This is a genomic window from Mesorhizobium sp. M0018 (assembly GCF_040323955.1).
Taxonomy (GTDB): domain Bacteria; phylum Pseudomonadota; class Alphaproteobacteria; order Rhizobiales; family Rhizobiaceae; genus Mesorhizobium.
Genome location: NZ_JAMYVL010000031.1, coordinates 23993 through 49419, shown reverse-complemented (window position 1 = coordinate 49419; position 25427 = coordinate 23993). Strand labels below are relative to the sequence as shown.

The window sequence follows — 25427 nt, the reverse complement described above, 5'->3', positions numbered from 1 at the left end:
CGCTCTTCATCGACGCCCAGGCCTCGATCAGCGTCCCGTCGACCGAGAAGTGATCCGTCGACAGAAGCCTCTTGACCTTGGGCTGCGCCAGCACCGCGCTCAGGAACTTTGCGGCGATGTCGCCCTCCAGCAGCCGGTCGCGGTTCTTGGAGAACACAGAATGATCCCAGGCCGCATCGTCAACGCCAATCCCGACGAACCAGCGGAACAGAAGGTCGTATTCCAGCCGCTCCATCAACAGCCGCTCCGAGCGGATCGAATAGAACGCCTGTAGCAGCATCGCTCGCAGCAGCTTTTCCGGCGGGGTCGAAGGCCGCCCCATCGGCGAATACAGCGCCGCGAAGTCCCGCTCCAACGCCGAAAGCGCCTCGTTCACAATCGCCCGAATGCGGCGCAACGGATGATCGCGCCGCACCCGAGCCTCGAGATCAACATAACTGAACAGTTCGCCAGACCGGTCGTCCCCGCCGCGCATGCCTCGTTCTCCGAATCTCTCCGGAGACACTGAATCACGGCTCACTGCCTCGCTGCGAGCCACTTTTTCAACAGCCTGCTAGGGCCCGCAGGGTGGCGATCAAGCGACCTGAGAAGCCTTCAAATATTCTCTCCTTTGCGGCGGCTCCTTTCGACCTAGCTCCGGTAGCGGTGGCTTTTTGCAACGAGCGCAGGTGTTGCGAATAGACCCGGACCGCCGAGTGCAAGACTTTCAACTCCGCCTCCGTGAACCCGGTCTCCTTCTTTTCCTCCTTGCCCTTCGTGTTCGTTGCAATCTGATGCCGCACTGCCTTAAGGCAATGTCTGCGGATCAGCTCAATTGCTGGATCGAATTTTGCAATCGACATATCATTCTCCATTTTGTGAAGTTAACTTCATTTCCGCGGCAGACACCTGCGACGTCGAGTAGCGACGCCGCCCAGCAAGCCAAGCGTCGAGGTCGCTCATGTTATAAAGCACGATGCGATGGCCAGCCTTCATGTAGACGGGTCCGTTCCCCCGCATGCGCAGCTTTGCGAGCATGGAACACGAAACGCCGAGATAGCTGGCTGCTACCTTGCACCGAACGAATGTTGTAGGCGAATGCATGGGATTTATCCGGGTCCTTGATGAAAGCATGGGGACGGTAAGGCTGTTTGACCGGGCCACGCAAGCATCGAGCGTCGACCTGGGCCCAAACTAAGACCGGCTGTAGACGGCAGCGTTTCAGCGAAGGAGACCTAGTGCGCTGATCTACTGAGGGAATTGGTCCCCGGCTAAAATTCGATAATTGCCAAAACCAAGCGCGAGACGCTCCATAAGTAAAGCCACAGGCCGATTTGAGCCGTAGCGAGGAACGCAAATGCATCAGAGCGACCGGATGAAGGAGGCCCTTGTGTTATCGGCAGCGCAGCCCGATCACTCAATCGAACTTGCTCGATGTCTTGCCGAATTGAAGGCGAACAAGCTACTGCCCGAGTTTATTGCTGCGTCGGGATCGAGTCGTCGGAAATCATATTACTTGGCGCAGATCGGCAGGGAATTGGAAAAGTTGTCGGGGATTCCCGATGACCGACTGACCGCGATAGGGTGGACGAAACTCCAGATCGTCCTCCGGCATATTGACGACAGGGATGCCTTGGACCTTGTCGAACTCGCGGAGAAGCACAAAGCGCATGAACTGAAGCGGATGCTGCCGAAGGACCCTCTCGTGGGGCATTCTAGATGCGTGGTCCTGTATTTCAGCCCCGATCAATATGCCGATTTCGAAAAAGCCATTGTAGCGAATGGCGGCAAGCGTAGTCGTCGGGGACTAAGCCACAAAGAAAAAGCGCTCATCGCCATGATCGGCAGATTGAATTCGATCCACTCGAAATGAGGCCCGGAAATAGGGACATTCTGTTGTCACAGGGACACAAGCAGGTACACCCGTATTGACGAGATTACAGGGGGTTCGGAGAGTTCGATAGATACGCTATTTCAATGACTTACTCGATCGAACGGAAAAACCGTGCCGAGCGTCGATTTTTGTGGAAGAAAGCGTCGGGTTTCGGATTGTCGAATATCACCATGCAGGTCGTCGAAGAATTTCTTGCCGGAGACACTTTTGTCCCGCACTGTCCTTCCGGGTGAACTGCCTCGACAACAGCCGCTTTGAGTAGAACGTTGCCTTTCGAGTCGGACGGCCGGAACGGGCAGGTAGCGCCAATTCTGGACTTTTGCCTGTGATCCCGCGAAAGCAATATCTCGACTTTCAGACATCAAGAATAGTTCGTACAGTCTAACACTCCTCAGCGCATTGACTGTGGGATCGGTATGGCGGAACAGACGACGCGCCGGCTATCGGCCATCCTCGCAGCCGACGTTGTCGGCTACTCCAGCATGATGGGAATCGACGAGGCAGGTACCGTTGCAGCACTGCGGGAGGTTTGGCAGGAGACCTTCAATCCCGCTGTCACCGCTCGTCACGGCCGCATCGTAAAGATGATGGGCGACGGAGCGCTAGTCGAATTTCCAAGTGTGGTGAGCGCTGTGGAATGCGCAGCGGCGATCCAGCGTGCGATGGGGCAGCGCAATCTCGTCGCTGGGGCCCCAATTCAGTTCCGTATCGGTATCAATCTTGGCGACATCATCGTTGAGGGCGATGACATTTTCGGTGAGGGCGTAAACATCGCGGCGCGAATCGAGGCTATCGCTAAGCCCGGTGGCGTTTCGGTGTCCGCTTCTGTTCGGGAAAATGTCGGCAATAAACTCGAACTGGCTTTCGAGGATACCGGCGAGCACAGTCTTAAGAATATCGAGCAGCCGATGCGCGTGTACAATGTCCTTTTGGACGGTGCGTTACCCAAGACCGCCGCCATGCCGCGTGCTTCGGGGACGCGGGCGGGCAGCGTAGCCGTGCTGCCTTTCTCCAACATGGGAGGAGATCCGGAGCAGGATTACTTCGCTGAAGGCATCGCGGAAGACATTCTGACTGAGCTCTCGCGCTTCCGAAACCTGTTCGTGATTGCCCGAAATTCATCGTTTTCGTTCAAGGGGAAGGGCCTTGGCACTCAGGAAATCGCAAGGGCACTGAATGTCGAATTTATCGTAACTGGTGGCGTGAGGCGCATCGGCAAACGGGTCCGCGTGGCGGCACAGCTTATCTATAGCCCCACTGGTCAGGAACTCTGGGCTGAACGCTATGATCGCGAACTTGAAGATATCTTCGTCGTCCAAGACGAAGTTGTCCGGACCATTGTTGTCACGCTTGAATCGCGCCTTCAATTGGCCATAGCCAATGATGCGAGCAAGCGGAACATCCCGAGCCTAGCGGCCTATGAATGCGTTCAATTGGCAAAAAAATATGTTGCCTTGCACGATGCTCCACGAGCAATGCCATTTGTGGACAGGGCTCTCCAACTGGATGCTGAATACGCCGTTGCTTATGCTATGCGAGCCGCCACGTTCTACGTGCAGTACCTCCAAAACGCGCAAGCGAGCACGCTCGACGAAATGGCAGCCGCCGCTCGAACCGCCATTGGCTTGGATGAAGGCGACTCCATCGGGCATGCGCTACTCGGAATGGCCCTTATTCTCAAATGGCAATACGAGTTGGCAGCCTCTCACCTGGAGCGGGCCATCAGCCTAAATCCGGCCAATGCCGTTGCAATAGCATACCAGGCAGAGTTGTTCTTGCGAAACGGTGACTTCGCAATAGCGCTCAAGACGATGGATGAGTTGCTTCAGCGCGATCCAATTCCGGCGACATGGCACTGGGAAATCCGGGGCATGGCTCTGCTAATGCTGCGACGATATCAAGAAGCGATCTTGGCATTTTCTCGGCAGGTCCACCCGTTTTGGTACATTCATGGCGACTTAGCGATGTGCCATGCACGCCTTGGTCATGTAGGTGAGGCAAAGGTGGAAATTGAGAAACTCATGTCGGTAATGCCTGAGATGACAATCGGCCGGTATGTCGAAATCGACCCATTTCGAAAACAGGAGGATCGCGACTTCATCGCCGAGAGTCTTCGGCTGGCTGGACTGCCCGAGTAGCGATGCTGCCGGATTGGCGCGAGTGTTCGCGATGTCGTCCTAAGGTCAGGATTTGCCTATGCCCCGGCCTCGGGGAAGGTCCGCGAAGGGTTCGTTCTTGCCATCATTTACGGCTGCTAAGCGCGTCATCATCGAGAAAAACCGAATAATAACTTGCACATAGGTGAAATTCACCTACGCTCATAGTGGGACTGAAGTTCTCAGCTCTCCCCTTGAACTCTTCAAGGAGGAAGGCAATGAACGGTCCCGATATCCTCGCCAGCCTACGAGCTGATCTGGCGCAACAGGTACGACACTACACTCCACCTATTCCCGACCCACTCGAAATCTCGCCTTGGCTGGCGATGGCTTTGTTACAGAAGGCAATCCGGCGGGGGCATCGGCAATTTGCAATGCAGGCAGCCGCCACGCTACTTCGCCAAGCACACGCCGGGTTTTGGCGTCGCTGCGGCGTCATTGCATTCGAAGATGTGAGCGTGGCCGATCTCGATACTGTGAGCCTCGTGGTCGCGGCCCTGGCTGGGAAAACGTTCCGGTCGAGGGTCGGTGGGGAATGGGGTGTCGCGAGTTTTATTCTCGAGCGGCTGGTGAACGCACCGAAGTGTCGCGCTGCTGATGATCTCCTCATGGTTGCCGAGCGTCATCCTGCTTACGAGCATTGCAGGCTTGGCCTCACCTACAGCACGATGCCTGAACTGCTGCGGATCGCGGACAGCAATGCCTCCCTGCCGAAGCGAGCTTTGGCCCTTTGGTACGCCGTGGGAACCGACCGTTGCCCATCGCCACATCTGCGCACAAGAAAGGGGGATCCGCAGACGGTCTTCGATGCCATGTGCGAGACCGCTTATCCACATACCCTGGTCGAGGTTGCGCGGGAAGGGTTTCGGCGTACCAGCCAGGTCCTCTGTCCGCTTGTCGTCTTGATCTCGACGTTGAAGGCGGGCGGGCCAATGGCGGTCGAAGATGACGACTTTCCGCCGGCGACGATGTGCGGGGTCGTGCCGAGCTGGGCGTTGGATCGATATTCGAGGGAGGGACGACATGCGCTGCAAAGGTTGCTCAGTCGCGATTGTCAGACGGCCCGCTGGATCCGGCGGCACATCCCATCTTCGCAGCAGGTCAACTTCCTCGGAGATATTTTATTTGCAGTCGAAGGCGAGCGCTTGCGGAACCACTATCGGTGGCCGGTGGCGGACGAACTGCGACGGTCCTGGGAAATGGAATGCCAGGGGCCGTATTGCCCCCACGCGAGCGAAATTATCTCAATGCTTCGCGCCGACATCTCGATCCTGAACGAGGAGCGCCAACATGTTCTATAGTCGGCTAACAGCGGATAACTCTCATCTAACACGACTCAACAATGGCCAACGCGATCCAAATGCAGAGGCGGTGGACGGGGCAGACAAGAGGTGCGCGGAGAATGAAGTTAATTTCACTTGCTTACCAGATAGAGTGACCACGTACGTCGAGCAGAGTCTAGCGGCAAACACGAAACGCGCTTACTTGGGCGATCTCGCGCATTTCGAGGCCTGGGGAGGGACCATCCCGGCAACCGATACAGCTATTGCTAGCTATCTCGCGGAATATGCGGAACGCCTATCCGTTGCTACGCTCTGCAGGCGTTTGGCGACGATCTCGAAAGCGCACACCGCGAAAGGACTGATCAGTCCAACAGTGTCAGAACTAGTCAAATCCACCATCAAGGGGATCAAAAGAAGTCGCGGAACCGCACAAGCTGAAGCCAAGCCCCTCCTCCGCGACGACTTATTCGCCGTGTTGGAGCAGACTGGTAGTGACGTAAAGAGCGTCCGGGATCGAGCCTTGCTCCTGATCGGCTTCGCCGGAGGGTTCCGACGCTCCGAACTCGTCGGCCTTAATGTGGAAGACATCGAGCATGTCCGACAGGGTATAGTCGTCTTGTTGCGCCGATCCAAGACGGATCAGGAAAGCAGTGGGCGTAAGATCGCTATCCCATTCGGACGAACGCGCTGGTGCCCGGTGGCCGCTCTCGATCAATGGCTGTCTAGGACCGCTATTGCTGCCGGAGCAATATTCGTGGGGGTCAACCGCCACGGCCACTTGAGCGAACAGCGGCTTTCCGCAGAAGCCGTCTCGCTCGTGGTGAAGGAGCGTGTGGCCGACGCGAACATCGACCCGTCACGCTTCTCCGGCCATTCGCTTCGAGCTGGGTTCGTTACCAGCGCGGCAATGGCCGGGGCAAAAGCCTATAAAATCAGGGCACAGACCGGCCACGCCAGCGATGCCATGCTCGGTCGCTATATTCGGGACGGCGACCTGTTCAACTGCAACGCAGCGGGCACAATATTATGACGCATCTTCGTCGGCCGTGCATCCGAAGACATGCCAAAGTTTGAAAGTTCTGGTACTCTGATCGCGCAGTATCGGGGGGCTTGCGACCGGCGAGTCGGGAGAATTCCGGCTCCGATCACATTTAATAAGCAGCTCCCGTAGCGATGGGCAGACGGAGAGCAATGTCGTGGGCATATTCTGTCGTTCGCACGAGAATCGATCTGTGCTCCGGCTAGCTCTTGCCGCCGCACTGTTGCTCCTCTCTCCGGGCTGCAAGACACCGGTTGTGGCTCTGCACTCAAGAAATGTCGATCAGCGGCATGTTGAGACGTTTTTCATCAATCGGCGGGACGGCGCCGTGTGCGGTGTCTATCCTGTGTCTGATGTTGACTATCACCAGATCTGCGAGCTTGGCCGTCAGAACTGTGGTAAACATCCGACATTCTTCAACGATCAAACGGCCGACTACGAGAGCGGACGATACTGCCCCGGCGCATTCCATCCCGCCGGGTGGCCTGCATATCTGTGTCCACCTCACAAAGGTCTAGAGTCAGCTCAGGAGGTCTACGCGTCACGAAGCGGGGCGGCGGCGTGTTACTACAGTCGCTACCGGAAGACTGTGGCTACGTGTAGTGCCATATGGCACATGATCAATGCGGTCTGCGGAGACATCTCGTTTGGGGTCAACGTCTCGGTCGCTACGCGGGCGACGATGGGCGCCGATCTCAAGGATGCAGCCCTCGGGCGAATGCTGCTCGCCTATAATCTCCACAGCGTTTTCATCCCCAGTCGCGCTGCATCTTTCTTGCAAAACTGCATCTGGTACCGGTACGACAAGAGTAATTTTTCCTCAATAGCGGACTCCATGAAGATTTACATGGATACGCTCACGACCTCGGTCTCGGAAAAGACCTTCGTTGATGCCTTGAACAACGCTGGATGTTGACCGTGATGAAAGGGACGTTACTGACCTCGTGCCAAGCGGCAGGCGGGGTGACACAGGCCTCGATAGCAAAAATATCAGGTTAGACCAGTCACCGCCTGCGATGCCGTGCTCTCCCGTTACCTACCTGCCGAATAGGCACCGGTTTGCCGTCGGTGTACTGACCTTGATCGACCTTCGACAATTGCGCGGGCTGCAAACGATAGCTGAGGCAATGCCATCCGAAAAGATCCTTCAGCGTGCCGCCATGGCTTGGGTGACCGAACACCGTGGGGTAGCTATTCAGCCGCCCCTGGCCTAGCCACGAGTTTCTCGACTAGTCGTTTGAGTTCAGAAGGTGTCGTGTGACCGCCGACAATCTCGTGATAGCTGATACCTGCCCGTCGCAGGGCTTCTTTCTTGACGGCATCACGCGCTGCTGCCGTACCTTGATGATGCGCAATGCCTTGGTATTCGACTACATGTCGAGGCTGACAGGTCTCGTCCACAAGAAGAAGGTCCACTCGTTTCGAGTTGATGCAACTGTAAGCCTCTGCATTCGTGCTACGCAGAATTTCGCCCAATGACACTTGGGCCATTACTTGCCATCCGGGATTGCAGCTGATCACCATGCGGTCAAGTTCCTTGAAGACACGTACCTCGCTTTTGTTGAGAAGCGGCTGAACGGTGAATTGGGCTCCCATCACAATGCGCAACTGGTCGGCAGGATCAGTTAGTTTCGGTGGCGCCGAGACAGGCTTGGGAGTGACCCAGAGTCCGCTAAGTATGTCGCCACCACTACGCTCTTTCGCCCCGCGCCAGCGGTTCCTTTCCTTCCATGCCTGCCTCCGCTTCCTTGATAGGGAGCGTTCCAATGCCATGCCAGTAAGGACGCCAGCTAGCAGAATGCCGAATAGCAGAAGGACTTGCTGCATTGGCTCACTAAACTCGGGTGGCATGCAGAAAAGCTACCTCCGCGATGCAGATCGTTCGTTGGCACCTGAGGTTAGCTTATAGCAGTAAAGAGTCGAGCGGTCTGCAACGACGATTTTGCGGTGGCAAAGGGCATGGCCGTTGGGGCGACCGGGACGAGGTGCGAATTGATCCCTCCCATTACTCCCTGGATGCCGCCACCGACATAAAGGGGCGTGCATTCGTCTAGCTTGCGCGCACTCCCACAAATCCCGCTGGAAGCCAAAACGCGGCGACTCGCACTGCCTGCGCCGCCCGTAACAGCGGCGTTCTCAGGCGGTCGCGTCATCTCCTGATGCCGGTTCCTGGAATCGCTTTGCCGCCGCGAAAAGCCGATCCTGTAGCCATGCCTTGAACGCCTTGTCGGTGTTGTATAGCGCGTAGAGGTCGGTGTGATCGGCCAAGCTTCCGAGCAGCTCGTCATCAACCGCTCGGTCATGTTCGATCCGGGCGTTTTGGGGATCGCTGTTTCGCAACGCGTTCTGCACCCGGTCATTTGCGCCGATCTTTTCGGGCAGTTCCTCGAACAGGAAACGCGTGACGCGATCCTGATCGCGGAACTCTGTCGCTCCAAAACGCTCGTTGAAATCGCGGATGACCCTGCTGAGCTGGTCGATTTCAGGTTCGGGGCGACCGCCAGCGGCACCGGCAGGGACTGGATCAATCTCAGCGTCCGCATCGGCCAATGCTATCTCGATAGCTGTCTCGACTTCGACGCGGTAACTATCCATGTCGATGGTCTCGAGCACATCGACAGGCGTTTCGTCGCCTGCGGGACTCGGCAACTTCGGGATGAGCAGGGTCAGAAATGTCGACAGTTTTTCCCATTCAGGGACAGCGTATCTCAAGATCGCGCCGAGGAACGCGTAGGTCCGAACGAACGCCTTGGCCGAGCCCTTGAAGGCGATCTGATCGTCTTCCGGTAACTGCTCATATTGCGCCGAGCATGCATCCAGAATCGGGTCGAGCCGGTCCCGCGCTGCCGCCTCCAGGAATAGCGATACGATGTTTCCGACAACCTCATCAGTATAGATGCCGGCGCCGTCGAGCCCCCGCTTGAGATCGTGGAGCTTGTTGGGGTCGGTCTCTCCAGATAGGATCGTGGTCCTATAGAAATCCGAGAAGGCAGCCTCGATAACGGCCGGATCATTGCGGAAATCCAGCACGAACGGTTCCGTCTTTCCCGGCCGGGCCCGGTTGAGACGGGACAACGCCTGCACCGCCTTCACTCCCGCGAGTGTCTTGTCGATGTACATGGCGAACAGCTTCGGCTGATCGAAGCCGGTTAAATATTTGTCGGCCACCACCAGGAAACGATAAGGATCGGCTTCAAACCTCTCCTCCAACTCACTGCTTGGAAATCCGTTGAACGATGCCTCCGAACGTTGCTCGCCCGCATCGTCGACTGTGCCCGAAAACGCAATGATGGCCTTGTATGGCGAACCCCTCTTAGTGAGAGCGGCGTTGATCGCCCGCCAATAATCAATTGCACGCTCGATTCCGTCCGCCGCCATAATAGCGCGCGCCTCGCCGCCAACTTTGCGTCGTGCGATCACCTGGTCGAGGAAGTGATCGACCACGATCCCGGCCTTGGTGGCGATGGCGTGGTCGTGCCCTTCGACATAGTGCCGCAGCGACTTCAAGGTGCGCGAGACGTCGACTTCCGGGTCGTCCGCCGCTGTCTTGGCAAGCCGATAATAGCTGGAGACCGGTGTGTAGTGGGCGAGCACGTCGAGGATGAATCCTTCCTCGATCGCCTGCTTCATCGAATAAAGGTGAAACGGCCGGTGCTTGACCACTCCTTCTTCCTCATAGCCCTCGCCGAACAGTTCGAGGGTTTTATTCTTCGGCGTCGCGGTGAAGGCGAAGTAGCTGGCGTTATCCAGCATCCGCCTGCCCTCGATGACTGCGAGGATTCGGTCCTCGGTGGTCATCTCGTCATTGTCTTCTGTATCGCCGAGCGCCCGATTGAGCGCTCCTGCGGCACGCCCACCCTGGCTCGAATGCGCCTCGTCGATGACGATTGCGAAGCGCCGGCCGCGGTGCAAAGACCCCATTTCGTTGTAGATGACGCTGAATCGCTGGATCGTGGTGACGATGATCTTCTTGCCTGCCTCGATCAGGCTGCGGAGCGACTGGCCATCTTCCGCATGGCCCATCAGCCGGGCTGTCTGCCCGAAGCCGCTGATCGTGTCCTTCAGGTTCTTGTCGAGTACACGGCGATCGGTCACCACGATCACGGTATCAAACACCGGGGTGCCTTCGCGTTCCAGCCCCACGAGCTTGTGCACCGTCCAGGCAATCGAGTTTGACTTGCCCGAACCTGCCGAATGCTGGATCAGGTAGCGCTTGCCGGCGCCCCCATCAGTCGCGTCAGCGCACAGCGCCCGCACCACATCGAGCTGATGGTAGCGCGGGAAGATCGGCTTGCGCGCGGTGATCCTGCCGCGCGCGTCCCGCTCTTCGACGATGCCCGCGAAGTTTTCAATGATGTCGGCGAGGCTGCGCTTGGCGAGCACCTCGCGCCACAGATAGTCGGTCTTGATGCCGTTCGGATGGGGCGGGTTGCCCGCGCCATCGTTCCAGCCGCGATTGAAAGGCAGGAACCAGCTCTTCTGTCCGCAGAGCTGGCTGCACATCCGCACCTCGCGATCGTCTACCGCGAAGTGAACGGCACAGCGGCCGGGGCGGAAAATCAGCTCCCTCGGGTCGCGGTCGGTTTTGTACTGCGCCTCCGCATGAGCGGCTGTCTGGCCGGTCAGGCTATTCTTCAACTCGAACGTGGCCAGCGGCACTCCGTTGATGAACAGGCCTAGGTCGAGTGCGCGCCGCGCAGTATCGAGTGAGTAGCCGAGCTGGCGCGTGACCGAGAAGCGATTGTCCGCGAAGCGCATTGCCGCCGTGACGTTTCCCGGCGACGGCAATGAATAGTAAAGCCGCACTTCATAGGGACCGTGGCGGACGCCGGCACGCAGCACGTCGATAACGCCGCGCGCGGTTATCTCGCCGCGCACGCGCGCTAGGAATGAGCGCCGCACGGGCGTGTCCGCGTCAATCGACAGCGGACCGACAAGATCCGGCTGGGTGGCGTGGATGAAGGCTGCGAGTTGGGCGATGTCGAGCGCGTGGACCCGATCGAAATCGTTGGGGTGTCCCTCGACATAGTCGTTGGGGCCGATGTATGGGCTACTCTCTTCTGCGACGGCGGCCCTGGGGAAATCGTCTGTTGATGACGCGCCAGTCAACGTGCCGACGATCAAGGATTCCAGCCCCCCTTCGCTGATGTCAGTCGATCGGCTCAAGCTCGTCCTCCATTTCCTCGTCGCCCAACGGCTCGGCGGGAGGGACGTTCACCACCTCGCCCGCGGGTAGCCTCGCCTCCCGTACATCCAGTTGCCCCATTACGACCGCAGCGATTAGGGAATCGCGATACTCTAATATCAGATTGATCTCGGTACCGATGCGTTCCTTAGCAACGTCGAGAGGTTTCGTTTCCTCACGAACTGCATCCAGCATCGACTTCTGGATATTGGGGGCGGGTACCCGAATTTTCATAGCCCCTAAACGAGATCCAGCTATCTCCTGAAAAGTGGTGCCAGTCGCCAGAACCCTCATTTCAGGAACAAGACGACTAATGGCGAGAGCTAAAAACTCTGTCGAAATTTTGGAACGATCCGGCACTAGCGCTTTGCATCCTTGGTTGGTGGCAAGGGCAACGTCGGCGATTGCGATGTTGCCGACTGGTGCGCGTGTTGTGAGTATGACTGAGCCTGGCGGGACGATCGAAGCTGCACAATTGCGCAGCCCCGCCTCTGTCAACTTACGGCGTGAGTCAGAAAGGCGGTTAGACGCACTAATGTCAGGTGGAGTAACCCAGATAATGTCACCACCCCAAAAATCAGTATTGGGCGATGGTGTCGAACCTCCGACGATATCGTGCAACGCCCGTTTGAGCATCATTTCGATTCCGCTGCTGATATCATGCTTGGTCAGGACAGCTTCGATGATTTGCGCACGCTGCTCATCGAGGATAGCCACGGTTCGGCGTTTGGCAGCGACAAGGCGTTGCATTTGGGTCGTGTACGCGTCGAGGAAATGGGCGATCCGGCGCTGCTCGTCAGGCGGCGGCCTCGGAGAAAGCAGCGGCTTGAAGTATTGCCAGTAGAGACGGTTGCGATCCGGCACGATGCCCCGCGAAGCGAAATCTACTTCGCGCATATAGGCGGTAGTTCGAAACAGATGGGCGTAGAATCTTGGATCGACGCCGTCCTGCGGGCGGGCGACCACATAAGCTGGGCTGATAAGCCCGTCGCAGGGCGCAACGCCCACCGCGCCCTGCCACATGCGCATGATGTTATAGGCAATGTCGCCGTGGACCGCGCGCTTGTACTTCGCCCGATCTGCCATTTGTTGCTTGCGACCCCCCTCCATATCCCGGACTCGCACGCCCGTGCGCAGCGAAACCTCAAGGATAGGTAGGTCGGGGAAACCTGTTTCGTTCCGCTCGGCGAACAGCCGGCCGTTCCGGACGACATCCCAATGCGCAGGGATGCGACCGAGCCAATCGATGCCGCTGTCCCGGTATTCGGGATAAGGTCTCAACCTGGTGCTCACGCGCCGGCCTCGACCAGCACGGCATCGAGCAGTTGCTGAGTCTGGCGTTCCAGCGCGTCGATCTCTGCCTTGATCTCCGCCAGCGGTCGGGCCGGCTTCGGTTTGTAGAAGTGGCGGGCAAAGGATATCTCGTAGCCGATTTTCGTCGCGCCCCGGTCGATCCAGGCATCCTTCGCGTGTGATGCGACCTCGCGCTCGAAGAACGTCTCGATACCACCGGGCTCGTCGAAGGCGACTATCTCGGTATCCGACAGCATTTTGTCAGGCTCGTAGGCAACGACCGCCGCCTTGCCTTTCTGCGTGACAGCAAACAGGCCACCGAGTGGATCGGCAGACTTTGCGGACGGCTTGTGCGTTGCCTTCACGATCGGCTTGGCAACGTGGGAACGCCAACTCATCGCCCGTGCGATCAGCCGCGCCTCCGCAGGCTTCAGTGCAGGCGTGCGCACTTTGGCTGCCTCGAGCACCTTGGCCTCGAACACGCCATAGTCATCGTATTCGTCCTCGCCGACCGCCTTCATCAAAGCCTCGGCCGCTTGGTGCAGCCGCCGGTCCCGCGCCCAGGTCGACGGATCGAGCAACTTCTTCACCGTCTTCTTCGGAATGCGCGGCGTCGCCTCGACAGCCTCGGCGGACTCGTCCTGATCTCCTTCAGCTTCGTCGGTATCGGGCTCGGACGGATCGAGATGCAATCTCAAACGCTCGGCCACCGACGCGAAGTCGTCGAACAGAACGTCGCCGAACTCGGCGAGCAGCGCTTCGCGCAAGGGACGGTGCCCGCTCTGGAACCGAAGCGCCTCGATTCCCTCGCGGGTGAAGCGCGACGCCAGCCGCAACGGATGCTCCACCAAGATCTTCCAGTAGCCAAAGGAGTCGTTTGGCAACACGACGGAGATGTCGCTCGGCTTCATTGCAGCATACGCGCTCAATACCGTCTTGATGTGCGTGGGGGCCATCTCGCAATTACGCTTGCCTAGGTTCCGCGACAGTGGCTTGAAGAGCTTGGTCGCATTGATCAGCTGGACCTTGCCCTTGCGCGCTTCCGCCTTCCGGTTGCTCAAAACCCATACATACGTGGCTATGCCGGTATTGTAGAAAATGTTGAGCGGCAGCGCGATGATCGCTTCCAGCCAGTCGTTTTCGATGATCCAGCGCCGTACATTGCTCTCGCCGGAGCCGGCTTCGCCTGTGAACAACGCCGAGCCATTGTGAACGTCCGCGATACGCGAGCCCAGGGGCGTATCCTTCATCTTCGACAGCTTGTTGACCAGGAAGAGGAGCTGTCCATCGGACACGCGCGGAAAAAGGCGGAGCCGCTTGTCATCGCCCGCCACGCCATGGTGATCGACCACGAAGCGCGGATCGTTCGCTGCCGCTTTGCCGCCCATCTCGGCCAGATCGATCTTCCACGTTGTCCCAAAGGGCGGATTGGCCATCATGAAATCGAACTTCAGGCCGTTTCTTCCGTGAGCATCCGCCGACAAGGTCGAGCCGAAAGCAATATTCCGGGCCTCGTCTCCCTCGCCCTTCAAGAGCAAATCTGCCTTGCAGATCGCGTAGGTCTCGGGGTTGAGTTCCTGTCCATACAGGTGGATTTCAGTTTTTTTGCCTTCCTTGCGGGCAAGATCTCGCAGCTTGGCTTCGCCGACGGTCAACATGCCGCCGGTTCCGCAAGCATCGTCGTACAACAGGTATGTTCCGTCGCCGATGCGGTCCTTGATGGGACGGAAGACCAGCTCCGCCATGAGTTCTACGATGTCGCGAGGCGTAAATTGCTCACCAGCACCCTGATTGTAGTCTTCGTTGAACTTCCGCAGCAGTTCCTCGAAGATCGTGCCCATCGTATGATTGTCGAGCGCCGGAAGCCGAACCCGGCCCTGATCGTCCCGCACGGGGGTCGGTGCTAGGTTGAACCGTTCATCGCAGAACTTTTCAATGAGCGCGTGCAGACGATTGTGTTCGGCAAGACGACCAAGTTCCTCACGGAACTTGAATCGCGCGATGACCTCGCGCACGTTTTCTGAAAAGCCGTCCAGATATTCCTCGAAATCGGCCTTCTGGGTAGCAGGATTAGGCCTCGCAAGAAGCTGTCTAAGGGAGAATGGCGAGCGGTTATGGAAAGCTTGGCCTGCGGCCCGATCAAGCGCAGGCCCCTGTGCCGGTTCGGGCACGCCCGCCGCATCCAATTCGGCCTTGCGCGCGAGAACCTTCGCGCGCGTCGGCTCCAAGACCGCGTCCAGCCGACGGATGACTGTCATAGGCAAAATGATATCGCGATACTTGGTCCGGTCGTAAACGTGGTGGAGCACATCATCAGCGATGCCCCAGATGAACCCATTGATATTCATGCCCTTACCAGCCCGCCGGAAGAAACTAAGTGTGCGCCACGAGCGTCCCGGCGGTCTTCGAAACCGTCGATTGCCCTGATCACAGCTTGCTGAATGATATCACCTGTCGGCATTTCGTCGCTTCCCTTGATTGTCCCTAGCATCAGCTAGTCCGCGCGGTTTGCATCCAAACGAAATCGCACGCAGCCTTGTGAAATCGGCAAGGCTGGCATTCTCTCCCAATGGTGGGTACGCCGTGTCAAGCGGATCCAAGAAGAAACCGCTTGGCCCCGCGGCGAGCCAAGCAGCCTTCCATGAAGATGGCGGAAAAATAGATGTCGAGATTTGTCCTTTGATCCCATTCGAATCCGGGCCACAGCTTACGTGCTGGGTTCTGACAAGCGCAGCACCAGCAGGAAGTGAAGGCGTTCCGTCGTTGCGCGTTAAATAGGGGGGAACATGAACAAGATTTTCTGGACCAGCAGCACCGCTTACAACGCCAATCTGTTTGATGGGCTTCAGGCTGGACTAACCGTAAACATGATCATGACGCCTCGTGCGGACATTCTAACGTGTAAGTCCACTGAATCCATACCAGGCGTATTGGAGAGGAACCCTGACCGGTTCAGCTACATTCCAGTTGACGACAATGGCAGACTAATCGGCCTTTTTCATGCGGAGCGATGGTTTTCGAAACGAGCTCCAAATGAACAAGTCGGTAGCTATTTTGAACCCCTTTCCGAGGCAACCTTAATTGGCGCGAACGCAGGGATCATCGAATTTGTGCGACGCGCAGATGAACAACCATGCCAATTGGTTGTCTCCGGTTCCAGGATTGACGGTCTGGTCAGTCTTTCAGATATGCAGAAACTGCCAGTTCGGGCTGCATTATTCGGCCTTGTGACCGGAATGGAACTCACGATGTCGGAACTTATTCGCCGGCACTTCCACGATACCAAGGAATGGCTATCTGCCTTAAGCCGAGAGCGTCAGAGCAAAATATCCGATGAGATCGGACTATCAAGGCAAGCTGAAGGTTATGTCGATGATATTTTGTTCACTCAGTTCTGCGACAAAGCCGATATTATTCGGAAGAAGATCATATCGGGAAGCAGCAAAGGCTCACTTGATAAGAAATTCAAAGCCATACAACAGCTTCGTAACGACTTGGCCCATGCGAACGATTACGCGGCGACACCGCGCGCGGCGCACAGTGTTGCGGAGGTAGTGAGAGGCATTTTCGATCTGCAATCCAGATTGTCCAACCTCATCGATTGCGGGGCTACATCCGCCTCACCAGCGCAGGCTTAAGTAGCCGTCAAGCAAATGAAAGGCCCCTAAATTGCCGATACCTGACTACCAGACCCTCATGCTGCCAGTCCTGCGTCTAGCTGCCGAAGGTGAGAAGCGGGTAGCGGATGTCGCAGACCGTATTGCCGACGAGTTTGGCCTTTCGCAGGAGGCTCGCCAGGAGCTTCTCCCAAGTGGTCGACAACGCCTCCTACACAACCGCATCCATTGGGCAAAATTTTACATGTCAAAGGCGGGGTTGATTGCGTCACCCGCTCGGGGACGGTTCATCGCGACGGATGCTGGTCGAACCTTGCTGGTTACCAACCCGAGTCGCGTTGATGTCAACCTGCTGATGAAGCAGCCATCTTTCCAAGAATTCTACAAGGCCAGCAGCCGAGCCACTGATGATGCCCCCACGGGCCAGATCAAAGCCGATGTTTCTGATACCGCTATGGCGACACCGGAGGAGCAAATTGAAGCCGCTCATCAGACTGTCCAGTTAGCGTTGCGGGCGGAATTGCTGGAACGCATTGCTCAGAACAGTCCCGCGTTCTTTGAGCAGTTGATCGTCAATCTACTCGTCGCCATGGGCTATGGTGGTTCCCATAAGAATGCCGCCGCCCAACTTGGTCGATCTGGCGATGGCGGAGTCGATGGCGTCGTGAACGAAGATCCCCTCGGTCTCGACAGGGTCTATGTTCAAGCGAAGCGTTATGCAGAAACCAGCACAGTGGGCCGTCCAGATGTTCAGGCCTTCGTGGGCAGCCTTGTTGGGCTGGGTGCAACGAAGGGTGTTTTCGTCACAACATCCACCTTCAGCCCGCAAGCACGAGACTTCGTGAAGCATCTCTCCCAGCGCGTGATATTGATCGACGGTCAGCATCTCTCCGATCTCATGATGGAACATGGGGTTGGCGTGCGCATCAGCCGCGCCATCCAATTCAAGCGTCTCGATGAGGATTTCTTTGCCGAGGAAGACTGATGACCGGGGCAGGATCGCAACGGCTCAGCGCTTGCCGAAGGCCTCTATACGCTGAGAAGCTGATGTGAGGCTACGAGGGCATCAAGAAGAACCGGACATTGGTACCGTTCTCGCCGTTTCCCAACCACCACTATCGGCACCATTGCCTCTCCAGGGTTCACATGCCCTGCCGTCGCCGTCGGGATCATGCGAACAGCGTCGTCCTGGATGGCGGGACTTTCGTCTGCTCTTTGCGCAGCGAAGCCTCGCCCCGCAAACGGACCTGACGCAATGGAGCACAGGGCGGGGAAACTCGGATTTGGTGCTCTCTTCCTGGCATTCATTCCCACGCCAAAGGCCGGCAAAGGCACGCCAGTCGCCGATTTTACCCAGCATCCAATCCATCAGCCCATCTTGAGCAAGGCCGCCCAGAGCGAAATCACCTCGGTGTAGGCGATTTTTGGGGTCAATGGCACTGTTGCCTTGCTCGAATACCGACGTGCCGAAGCTGCTAAGCCCTTGCATCTCTAGAGCAAGCAGACCAGGCGGGTTAGGCAGGTCGTCGCTACCACCTCGGATCATCTGGACTGGGCACGTGAGCGGGCCGCCTTGCTCAATATTGCGTCTTTGGAAGATGCGGTTGTTTCGCTCAGCGAACGATTGTTCCAGAGAATATGCGTAGACAAGGCAGACCTCCGGTGGTGAACTGAAGCGTTGAAAAGAGAGGGCTGTGCAATGAAGTACCGTGCCGTAAAGTACCTGCTCGCGTTGCTCCCCCTGACGACGGGAACGATGGCTGTCGCCGAGGAAGGTCGAGACACACTGTTCGAGAAGTCCGACAAAATACCTATGGCCGCACCAAGTCCTCCGGACGCAGTTGTCCGGGTCTCAAGCTCCAACAACACTCCCGTCGATCTTGTCGATAATAAATACGCCACGCTCTGCGAGGTGACGATTACCCCGAGAGGGGGCGACGTTAAAATCGAAGGCCATGCGGTGCTACAGAACCTCTCCTACAGTTACGATGAGGCGCTTGGATCGTCTAAGAACAACATTACCGTGCGGGCTGCCATTAGGATCTTAGACGCTGACGGCCATCACGTGGGTGTCAGTGAGACCGGAGGACCCGCAGTTGACGTTCTGAATTCCGTCTTTGCACAGTGGTTCACTGTCCAACCAATGCTGTATTATCGCGCGCCTGCTGGAGTGCCGATCACCTTTGAAGTCGCGGCGGTCACTAGCTATCATCCTTATTATCACTCGGGTAAGATCGTCGCTAACAACTTGGGAAACCCGTGCTACATTTCGGCAACGGATTTTCCGAAGTAAGGCGGGGCATGACCCACGACCGCTGCGCTGAGGCAGTTCGCTAGTTCGTCATAATGCTCCCGCGAAGCTCGCAATTGGGTGCTATCGGGGCCAGTTCCTCGCCCATAGCAAGGGTGACAAGCCTCGTCAGGCAGTGCCGAAACATCCGAAAGGGCGAGCTGGCTCACATACTCCTTAGAAAAACATCGCGCCTCAGCGGCATTCCCTAGGCTTCAGTGAGGTTTTCAGAATTTCGAGCCGACGTTGCAACCGACGGCGAATTAGGCCGACCTTCGACTGAAATTGCGCGGGAAACCGACAGCGATTTCGTTCCCGTAAGTTCTCACTAAACCGGGACGGCTTGTTCATTTGTCACGGCCTTGCGCTCCACCTCCGTGTAGAGCATCGCCAGCCCTGCGGCGTGCCCTGAATTTGGCCGGGCGCAGCAAGCGCAATAGGTCTGTGCTACACTCTACCGCGTAAGGGGGGCATAGATGCGGGTTGTTCGATGGATTGGAGTAGGTTGTGTCGGGCTCGTGGCCATATTTGCCGGCCTAGTATTCCTCAACAGTTGGCTCAGCCAGAATAGCCCCCACGCGATTAGCGTAACTGCGGATCGTCCCGGTGCCTCAGAGCCGACGTTTGCAGCCTCCGACCCAAAGCACCCACCGTCTGAGGCGACGACGGCCGAAGAGCCCACAGCAATCGAGGTGGTGCGCCACCCCACAATCGACGCGCCTGATGAAGTCGTCGCCGGGGAGACGGTGACCGTATCGATCGCACTGACCGAGGAACAATTGACGCCCGAAGCGACGGTGATGGCCGCGCCGGGATCGTCGGTGACGGCGGACGGCGCGTTGACCATGGCGATGCCGGCCGGGACCGACCAATGGCCGATCGACATCGATCTGTTCGCAACCGGCTTCGATCTTGCCGATGGCGGCAAATGGAGCCGGCAGACGACGCTCTATCGTCAGAGCGATAGCGACTTCGTCCGCTTCGACCTCAAGGCGCGGCCGATCACCAAGGACAGCAAGCCAGGACGGTTCATCGCCCGCATTTACAATGCCGGCCGTTTTCTCGGCTCCGCATCGCGGCCCGTACTCGTCAAGCGATCACAGCCGGCAGGGCCGTCTGTCGAAGCCACCGCCAACGCAGCGCCTCCTGTAATGTTGCTCGCCGCACCTCCACAGCCGGCGGTGACTGGCAGTGTCGAACTCGGCGCAACCAATCCCGGTCATGTGCCCGATCTCGATGCGACGATCCTCTATGACGATCCGAGTGGGCTCGGCCCGGGGCAGATCATCATTCATTCGCCGTATCTGGCCGGTCCGGTGATGGACACATTCTCGACGCCGCCGGAAATGGCGGCATGGCTGGACTCAGAGTACCGCCGCCTTTTGCAGTTGGGATTGAGCCTGCGCGGCGCGACCTCGCTGCAGCAGCCCGCCACAAGCACCGACGCGGACGCACAAAAGCGTTTTGTCACGCTGGCCGCCGAAGGTTTTGGTGACGCGCTCTACCGCGACTATGTGCCCAAAGCCTTCAAGGACGTGTTCTGGTCGCTGCGCGACAAGGGCGAACTGCATTCGATCCAGATCACCTCGAACAGCCCGACGCTGCCCTGGGAACTGATCCGTCCGCAGAGTGGAGACGGCGCGACCCGAGATGGCTTCCTCGGCATGAACTATCGGCTGGCGCGCTGGGCACCGCGCAGCACGTCCTCGCAGGTCGACAATCCGCTGGACCGGATGGCCTTCACCGGCGTCGCGGCGGTCGCTCCGTCCTATCTCGACAAGCGGTCGCTGCCGTTCCAGCAGGTCGAGATCGACGCGCTTAGCAAGCTTGCCGGCTATCGCCGCTTCGACGGCGACTTCGCCTCCTTTGAAAGGCTTGTCGGCGAGGTCTCGACGGGATTCATCCATTTTTCCGGCCATGGCGAGGTCAACCAGCCGAGCAGCGGCCGGCCGGTGTTTGCCATCGACCTCGTCGACCAGTCGCTCGACCCCGATACCTGGCTCGCGCTGGTCATGGCCGCGCACGGCAAGGGCAACCCGTTCTATTTCTTCAATGCCTGCGACAGCGGACGCTCGCAGCTGCTCGGCGGCTTCGTGCAGGGCTGGGGTCCGGCGGTGCTGGCGGGCGGCGCTTCAGGCTTCATCGGCGGCATGTGGCCGCTGACCGATCGCGCGGCCGCAGCCTTCTCGACTGGTTTCTATGGCGGCATTACCGCCGGGCTCAAGGGCGGGCCGGTCTATCTGGCCGAGATCCTGCAGGGCGTGCGAAAACGGTTCTACGAGACCGGCGATCCGACCTACCTCGCCTATACGTTCTACGGCAACGCCAACTTGCTAGTGACTAGGTGAACTGTGGACCAGACCGGTATTATGGCGCCACGGGAAGTGAATCCGATCTGACCCTATCTTTCGGCCATGGATCACAAACCCGCACTTTACGCCTTGCTCCGCCTTCATGCTGAAATTGGCGGCAAGATCAAAGACAACAAGACCCAGGCTTTGAAGCTCATTCAAGACATGAAGCATGTCGAGGCGGTCTTGCACATGTTGGAACCGGGCTTCAATGCCCGCACCATCGCGCCGAAGCGGCGCAACAATCCAAACCCGCTATTCAAGCGAGGCCATGTCATTCGCGCCGCCATTGACGTTCTGAGGACCGCCACGGCTCCGATGAGCGCTGAGGACGTTGCGATGGCCTTGTTTCAGTCCAAGGGCGTGAAAGCGCCGACGATGGCCGAGACGCACCGCCTGTACGGGCGCTGTCAGCGCATCGCTTCTGAACAATAAGGACGTGACCCTGCATGAGGGGCGTCCGCGCCGCTGGATGCTGGCGGGGGAACTGACCGGCCCCAAAACGGTTCCTTAATGTCTTGTGACACAATGTTGGCAGGATAGTGCGACGCGGGATCTTTGCCGCACTGCACAATAACACCATATTGTGTGCATATCATATCCGGCATACTGTCCCGACTCGAAGCTCACGGGAGACTTCTTCGGATATGGGGCCGGAGAATGGAGCGCAGCGGGATGTTAATGCCAGGATATGATGTTGTGAAGGCGGCACAGGCTGCTGCGTTCTTTGCGCTGAAATCTGGCGGCAAAATAAATGTCCTGAAACTCGCGAAACTTCTGTACCTGGCGGAACGCGGCTTCATGAGCCGCTACGACGAGCCGATGTTTTACGATCATCTCGTTTCGATGCCTGACGGGCCGGTCACATCCATCACATTGAACCTGATTAACGGCGACGCCGAGGACGATACATGGCCCAAGTTTGTCGCGCCTAGGCAGGGCTATGACGTATCCGTCGCGGATGGTGTCACACTAGCCAATCTCGAAAATCTTAGCGCTGCTGAGATGGAACTTCTTGGCGAACTATGGGAAAAGTTCAAGACCTTTGACCGGTACAGGCTCCGTGACTGGACACACCAGAAGAAGAATGTACCCGAGTGGGAGGACCCAAAGGGCTCGTCTTGCCAGATTACTCACGAAGAGGTGTTTGAGTATCTGGGAAAGCCTGATGTGAAGGCACTCGTTGACAACATTCGCGATCGTCGGCATCTGGCAAAGGCTATTCGCCAAATTGTATGAGTTATGTGCCGTACCCAACTGGAACTCTTCTAGTCCCATCTGGTCCCGGCAAGCACCTTTTTATTGTCGTGACGAAGAAATGCAAGGACGGCTTTCACCTTCTTTTCTCTGTCTCAAGCGTCAAAGAAGGCGTCTTCTACGACAAGTCGTGTGAGTTCGCGGGTGGCGAGCACGTATTCATCAAGCATGCGAGTTTTGTTTTGTATCGCTTGGCCGACCAAAAGAAGGCCGCCGTGATTGCAAAACTTGTCGACAAAAACCTCTATTCGGTGAAGCCGGACCTCGATGAAAAACACTTCAAGAGGGTCTGCCGCGGCATCGGCACTTCAAAATTCGTCGCGCCTTGGGCGCTCAAATATTATCTCGCAAATAAGCCGTAGGACTGCCGACTAGGCCGCCTTGCGCCGCTGCCAATAGCCGGTGAAATCGACTGAGGGCTTCCGCTTCAAGGCGTTGCCGGCGATGCGCTGGACTTGTTCGCCGTTGGTGTTGCGTCGGTTGTCCTCATGCCATGCAGCTTCCTGAGCGTAGCGAAGTAGATAGACGCCAGCGATATGATGGTGGTGGCCAATTTCGGCGCGACGTAGACGGCTGAAATATTCCTCGGCCATGTTGGTGCAAGCGCCGTCCGCGCTATACGCCTCTTGATGGTTGATACGCTTCATTTCGAAGCGCGAATGCAAGCCATTCCATGCTGCCCCTTCGTCAGCGTTGACGACCGTGCCTTCGGCGATCCGCGACTTGATCCAATTGAGCGCCGCACCTTCCGTGCCGAAGACTGCCGGCAGGGAATTGCCGCCGCGCTCTCGAATGATGACTGCTTTGCGCTTGCCGCTCTTGCTTTGCAGATAGCGACGGTCAAGACGGTTTTCCTTGCGGTTGGCCGGCTTCACGTAGCCGCCAAAATGCCCACCATCAACCTCAGCGACCTTGCCAACGCCGCCGATGGTCCGGCCCTTCATTTCCTCAGCCATGGCTTCGCGCATCTTGTGGCCAAGGACGAAAGCGGTCTTGTAGGATAGGCCCAGGTCGCGGGACATAGCCCACATGCTCTTGCCCTTCACCCCATTGCAGAAGATCGCGATGGCGGCGAGGTAGCCGCGCAAGGGCAACTTGTGCGAGGCGAACAACGTGCCCGAGGTGATGCTGAAATCCTTCTGGCAAGCGCGGCAACGGAAGCGGCTCGCACCTTCGGGCGGCGGCAATCGTAGGCGTCAACGCCGCCACATGACGGGCAAACCGGCTCGCCATTCGTCTCAGCCCAACGGACCTTGCGGAACATCTCTTCCGCCTGCGCATCGGTCGTTCGGAAGACCTGAGCGAGGCTCAGGGTCTTGGCAGCCGAAGAGAGGAGGAAATGTTGCGACATGGTGTTCCCCGTTTCTGAGAACACCTTATCGGATATAGTATCATGGTCAACATGAAATTATCGTATATGATAACGAGTACTCGAATATGAGATTGGAGATCACATGGGATTCGCTACCACTGAGAAAGAATGGGCCGAACGAGCCGCGCGTCACCTAAAGGTCGAGCTAAAGCGAGCCGATCTGACATATGACGAACTGGCCGAACGGCTCAAAGAACACGGCTTCAACGAAACAAAGGCTAGCATTGCCAATAAGCTTGCCCGTGCGACGGTTTCCGCGCATTTCTTTCTTGCTGCCCTTGCGGCCACCGGCAGTGAAGGTGTCAAACTAGAAGATATCTAATTCTTCAGGTCGGGGGATCGGGGAATGCTGAAACCTACGCCGCTAAAGACAATCGCGGTTGTTACTATTGTTCTTGGATTGCTTCTCCTGGCAGCATGGCAGTCAGGTCTTACGGGCGATATTTGCGAAAAAACGGCCAGCCAACAAAATGAAAAGTGCGCCACTCATAGCCTCGCTCTTTTCCTTGTCATTAAGCTCGGAGAATTTCTCGATAACAACGACGGGCTTATTACCGCGCTGGCCACGCTGGCCATCGCTGCGTTCACCTTTACCCTCTGGACGTCCACCCGAGATTTGGGGATCGCTGGCGAAAAGCAACTCGAATCTCTCAAACAATCGGAGATGGCTAATATCGTTGTAAGAAGGGTCGAATTTATCAAAGACAAAGGGCCGACGCACAGACCTCGCTTCAGAATCTTCTTCCAAAATTTCGGCAAAACGCCCGGCTTTATACATACTACTCGGCTGCACTTCGCACCTGCGCGGAGTGGAAACGAGCCCGGCATTATTGATGCCGTGAAGGAGAACGCGCGCGGCGGCTCTTATAACAATGGGTTCCTTCTCCCTCCCGGCGCGCCCCAACCTGCGGGCGACACGTACGGGGATCGCGTTTTGAATGCAGAAGAATTTAATCGGCTGGAGGCAAGCAAAGATGAACAACTCTTTGTTTGGGGGGAGGTCGAGTTTTCTCCCATTTTCGGAGAAACAATTTATGGCGAGCGGTGGATTTCCCAGTTTGCCTATCGCATAAATCTCACTCCAGTTTCCCCCCCAAAAACTTCGCAAAAAAACGTTTCGGTCGGTGGCGCTGGCTACTGGCGCTACTACCAAAAGCCCAGCGAGTCCAAGTAAGGTCGCGGCCAACGCTACGCGCTGCGCGCATATGAAAAACCTGATCATGCCGGTTCACCGGAATGATATGTGTGGCTGCTGGGTCGGCAATTCTTGTGGCGGTTGCGCCATAATACTGGACCAGACTACGTTAAGAAGCAGCAGTGAACTCACCTGAATTTCGAGCCGACGACGGTTCCGAGCCGAAACAAAGCCGCTCCGCCGTGCGAAAATTGGTGGAAATTTTGATGAAGAATCAAAAGCGCAACTGCGCACATTCCACTGTACCTGGTACAGAGTTCTGGTACAGTTTCGTGAGCTTCCAGGTCTGCGATCTCGCCTAAGTCTTTGAAAGCGTTGTGCGAGGGTTTCCGGGTTCTTCTCCCTCCCTCTCCGCCATACGACATTGTTTACGTTGATAAAAATACAAGAATAGATTGCGCGTCCGCCATAAAGCCCGCCAACCGAAAAAGGCGTATTCGCGGCACGTCAGCTTACGACACAAATATGCGGGGTTGATGCTTCGAGCTGGGAGATGGCAGAGATCAACTTCGGCTT

The 25427-nt window shown here is 57.4% G+C and carries 21 protein-coding genes and 1 pseudogene; 14 read left to right on the top strand and 8 right to left on the bottom strand.

Features of this window, described 5'->3' with window-relative positions; translation table 11 throughout:
- Window positions 1–475, bottom strand: a 475-nt coding sequence (locus NKJ81_RS29165; RefSeq protein WP_352542560.1) for a transposase, incomplete at its 3' end; no start/stop codon positions are given.
- A 67-nt stretch (window positions 476–542) separates the two neighbouring features.
- The gene (locus NKJ81_RS29160) at window positions 543–842 is read right to left on the bottom strand and encodes a hypothetical protein (RefSeq protein ID WP_352542559.1); all 300 of its coding nucleotides are present in this window, start codon (window positions 840–842) and stop codon (window positions 543–545) included.
- Window positions 843–1336: 494 nt separating this feature from the next.
- Here NKJ81_RS29160 and NKJ81_RS29155 point away from each other — a divergent pair, with 494 nt between their 5' ends.
- The 4 genes from NKJ81_RS29155 (at window position 1337) to NKJ81_RS29140 (ending at window position 6342) form a co-directional block, all read left to right on the top strand.
- A complete protein-coding gene (locus tag NKJ81_RS29155; protein WP_352542558.1) occupies window positions 1337–1852 on the top strand; it encodes a hypothetical protein in 516 nt (171 codons plus the stop codon).
- A gap of 437 nt (window positions 1853–2289) precedes the next feature.
- Window positions 2290–4011 (top strand): adenylate/guanylate cyclase domain-containing protein, encoded by a 1722-nt coding sequence (locus NKJ81_RS29150; RefSeq protein ID WP_352542557.1) that lies wholly within the window; start codon window positions 2290–2292, stop codon window positions 4009–4011.
- A 236-nt stretch (window positions 4012–4247) separates the two neighbouring features.
- Window positions 4248–5330, top strand: a complete 1083-nt coding sequence (locus NKJ81_RS29145; protein ID WP_352542556.1) for a hypothetical protein — start codon at window positions 4248–4250, stop codon at window positions 5328–5330.
- Window positions 5320–6342 carry a site-specific integrase gene (locus NKJ81_RS29140; RefSeq protein WP_352542555.1) on the top strand — a complete coding sequence of 341 codons (1023 nt, stop codon included), beginning with the start codon at window positions 5320–5322 and terminating at the stop codon, window positions 6340–6342. The genes NKJ81_RS29145 and NKJ81_RS29140 overlap by 11 nt, the downstream gene beginning before the upstream one ends.
- Window positions 6343–6619: 277 nt before the next feature.
- Here the strand turns inward: NKJ81_RS29140 and NKJ81_RS29135 are convergent, their stop codons facing one another.
- Window positions 6620–6757: a hypothetical protein gene (locus tag NKJ81_RS29135; protein WP_352542554.1), complete on the bottom strand. Its 138-nt coding sequence runs from the start codon at window positions 6755–6757 to the stop codon at window positions 6620–6622.
- A 210-nt stretch (window positions 6758–6967) separates the two neighbouring features.
- Here NKJ81_RS29135 and NKJ81_RS29130 point away from each other — a divergent pair, with 210 nt between their 5' ends.
- Entirely contained in the window at window positions 6968–7267 is a 300-nt protein-coding gene (locus NKJ81_RS29130) for a hypothetical protein (RefSeq protein WP_352542553.1), read from the top strand.
- Between the two features lie 275 nt (window positions 7268–7542).
- Here the strand turns inward: NKJ81_RS29130 and NKJ81_RS29125 are convergent, their stop codons facing one another.
- The 4 genes from NKJ81_RS29125 to NKJ81_RS29110 all read right to left on the bottom strand — a co-directional run bounded on the left by NKJ81_RS29125 (window position 7543) and on the right by NKJ81_RS29110 (window position 15177).
- Window positions 7543–8202: a DUF2726 domain-containing protein gene (locus tag NKJ81_RS29125; protein ID WP_502904350.1), complete on the bottom strand. Its 660-nt coding sequence runs from the start codon at window positions 8200–8202 to the stop codon at window positions 7543–7545.
- Between the two features lie 285 nt (window positions 8203–8487).
- Window positions 8488–11475: a type I restriction endonuclease subunit R gene (locus NKJ81_RS29120; RefSeq protein WP_352542551.1), complete on the bottom strand. Its 2988-nt coding sequence runs from the start codon at window positions 11473–11475 to the stop codon at window positions 8488–8490.
- Window positions 11476–11500: 25 nt separating this feature from the next.
- Window positions 11501–12829 carry a restriction endonuclease subunit S gene (locus NKJ81_RS29115; RefSeq protein WP_352542550.1) on the bottom strand — a complete coding sequence of 443 codons (1329 nt, stop codon included), beginning with the start codon at window positions 12827–12829 and terminating at the stop codon, window positions 11501–11503.
- Window positions 12826–15177, bottom strand: coding sequence for a type I restriction-modification system subunit M (locus NKJ81_RS29110; protein ID WP_352542549.1), 2352 nt, complete (start codon window positions 15175–15177; stop codon window positions 12826–12828). Before NKJ81_RS29110 ends, NKJ81_RS29115 begins: the two co-directional genes overlap by 4 nt.
- 438 nt (window positions 15178–15615) lie before the next feature.
- On the opposite strand from NKJ81_RS29110, the gene NKJ81_RS29105 reads away from it, so the two are divergent.
- The 7 genes from NKJ81_RS29105 to NKJ81_RS29075 all read left to right on the top strand — a co-directional run bounded on the left by NKJ81_RS29105 (window position 15616) and on the right by NKJ81_RS29075 (window position 22706).
- Window positions 15616–16467: a CBS domain-containing protein gene (locus tag NKJ81_RS29105; RefSeq protein WP_352542548.1), complete on the top strand. Its 852-nt coding sequence runs from the start codon at window positions 15616–15618 to the stop codon at window positions 16465–16467.
- 58 nt (window positions 16468–16525) lie between these two features.
- Window positions 16526–17431, top strand: a complete 906-nt coding sequence (locus NKJ81_RS29100; RefSeq protein ID WP_352542547.1) for a restriction endonuclease — start codon at window positions 16526–16528, stop codon at window positions 17429–17431.
- Between the two features lie 714 nt (window positions 17432–18145).
- On the top strand, window positions 18146–18739 hold the full coding sequence (locus NKJ81_RS29095; protein WP_352542546.1) for a hypothetical protein: 594 nt from the start codon (window positions 18146–18148) through the stop codon (window positions 18737–18739).
- 692 nt (window positions 18740–19431) lie between these two features.
- Window positions 19432–21084 carry a CHAT domain-containing protein gene (locus NKJ81_RS29090; RefSeq protein ID WP_352542545.1) on the top strand — a complete coding sequence of 551 codons (1653 nt, stop codon included), beginning with the start codon at window positions 19432–19434 and terminating at the stop codon, window positions 21082–21084.
- A gap of 66 nt (window positions 21085–21150) precedes the next feature.
- A complete protein-coding gene (locus NKJ81_RS29085) occupies window positions 21151–21522 on the top strand; it encodes a hypothetical protein (protein WP_352542544.1) in 372 nt (123 codons plus the stop codon).
- Window positions 21523–21747: 225 nt separating this feature from the next.
- The gene (locus NKJ81_RS29080) at window positions 21748–22326 is read left to right on the top strand and encodes a type II toxin-antitoxin system antitoxin SocA domain-containing protein (RefSeq protein WP_352542543.1); all 579 of its coding nucleotides are present in this window, start codon (window positions 21748–21750) and stop codon (window positions 22324–22326) included.
- The gene (locus NKJ81_RS29075; RefSeq protein WP_352542542.1) at window positions 22323–22706 is read left to right on the top strand and encodes a hypothetical protein; all 384 of its coding nucleotides are present in this window, start codon (window positions 22323–22325) and stop codon (window positions 22704–22706) included. Before NKJ81_RS29080 ends, NKJ81_RS29075 begins: the two co-directional genes overlap by 4 nt.
- 9 nt (window positions 22707–22715) lie before the next feature.
- Here the strand turns inward: NKJ81_RS29075 and NKJ81_RS29070 are convergent.
- Window positions 22716–23695, bottom strand: a pseudogene (locus NKJ81_RS29070) (IS1595 family transposase).
- Between the two features lie 103 nt (window positions 23696–23798).
- Here NKJ81_RS29070 and NKJ81_RS29065 point away from each other — a divergent pair.
- Window positions 23799–24038 carry a DUF6471 domain-containing protein gene (locus NKJ81_RS29065; protein WP_352542541.1) on the top strand — a complete coding sequence of 80 codons (240 nt, stop codon included), beginning with the start codon at window positions 23799–23801 and terminating at the stop codon, window positions 24036–24038.
- A 24-nt stretch (window positions 24039–24062) separates the two neighbouring features.
- A complete protein-coding gene (locus NKJ81_RS29060) occupies window positions 24063–24890 on the top strand; it encodes a hypothetical protein (RefSeq protein WP_352542540.1) in 828 nt (275 codons plus the stop codon).
- Window positions 24891–25427 lie beyond the last annotated feature (537 nt).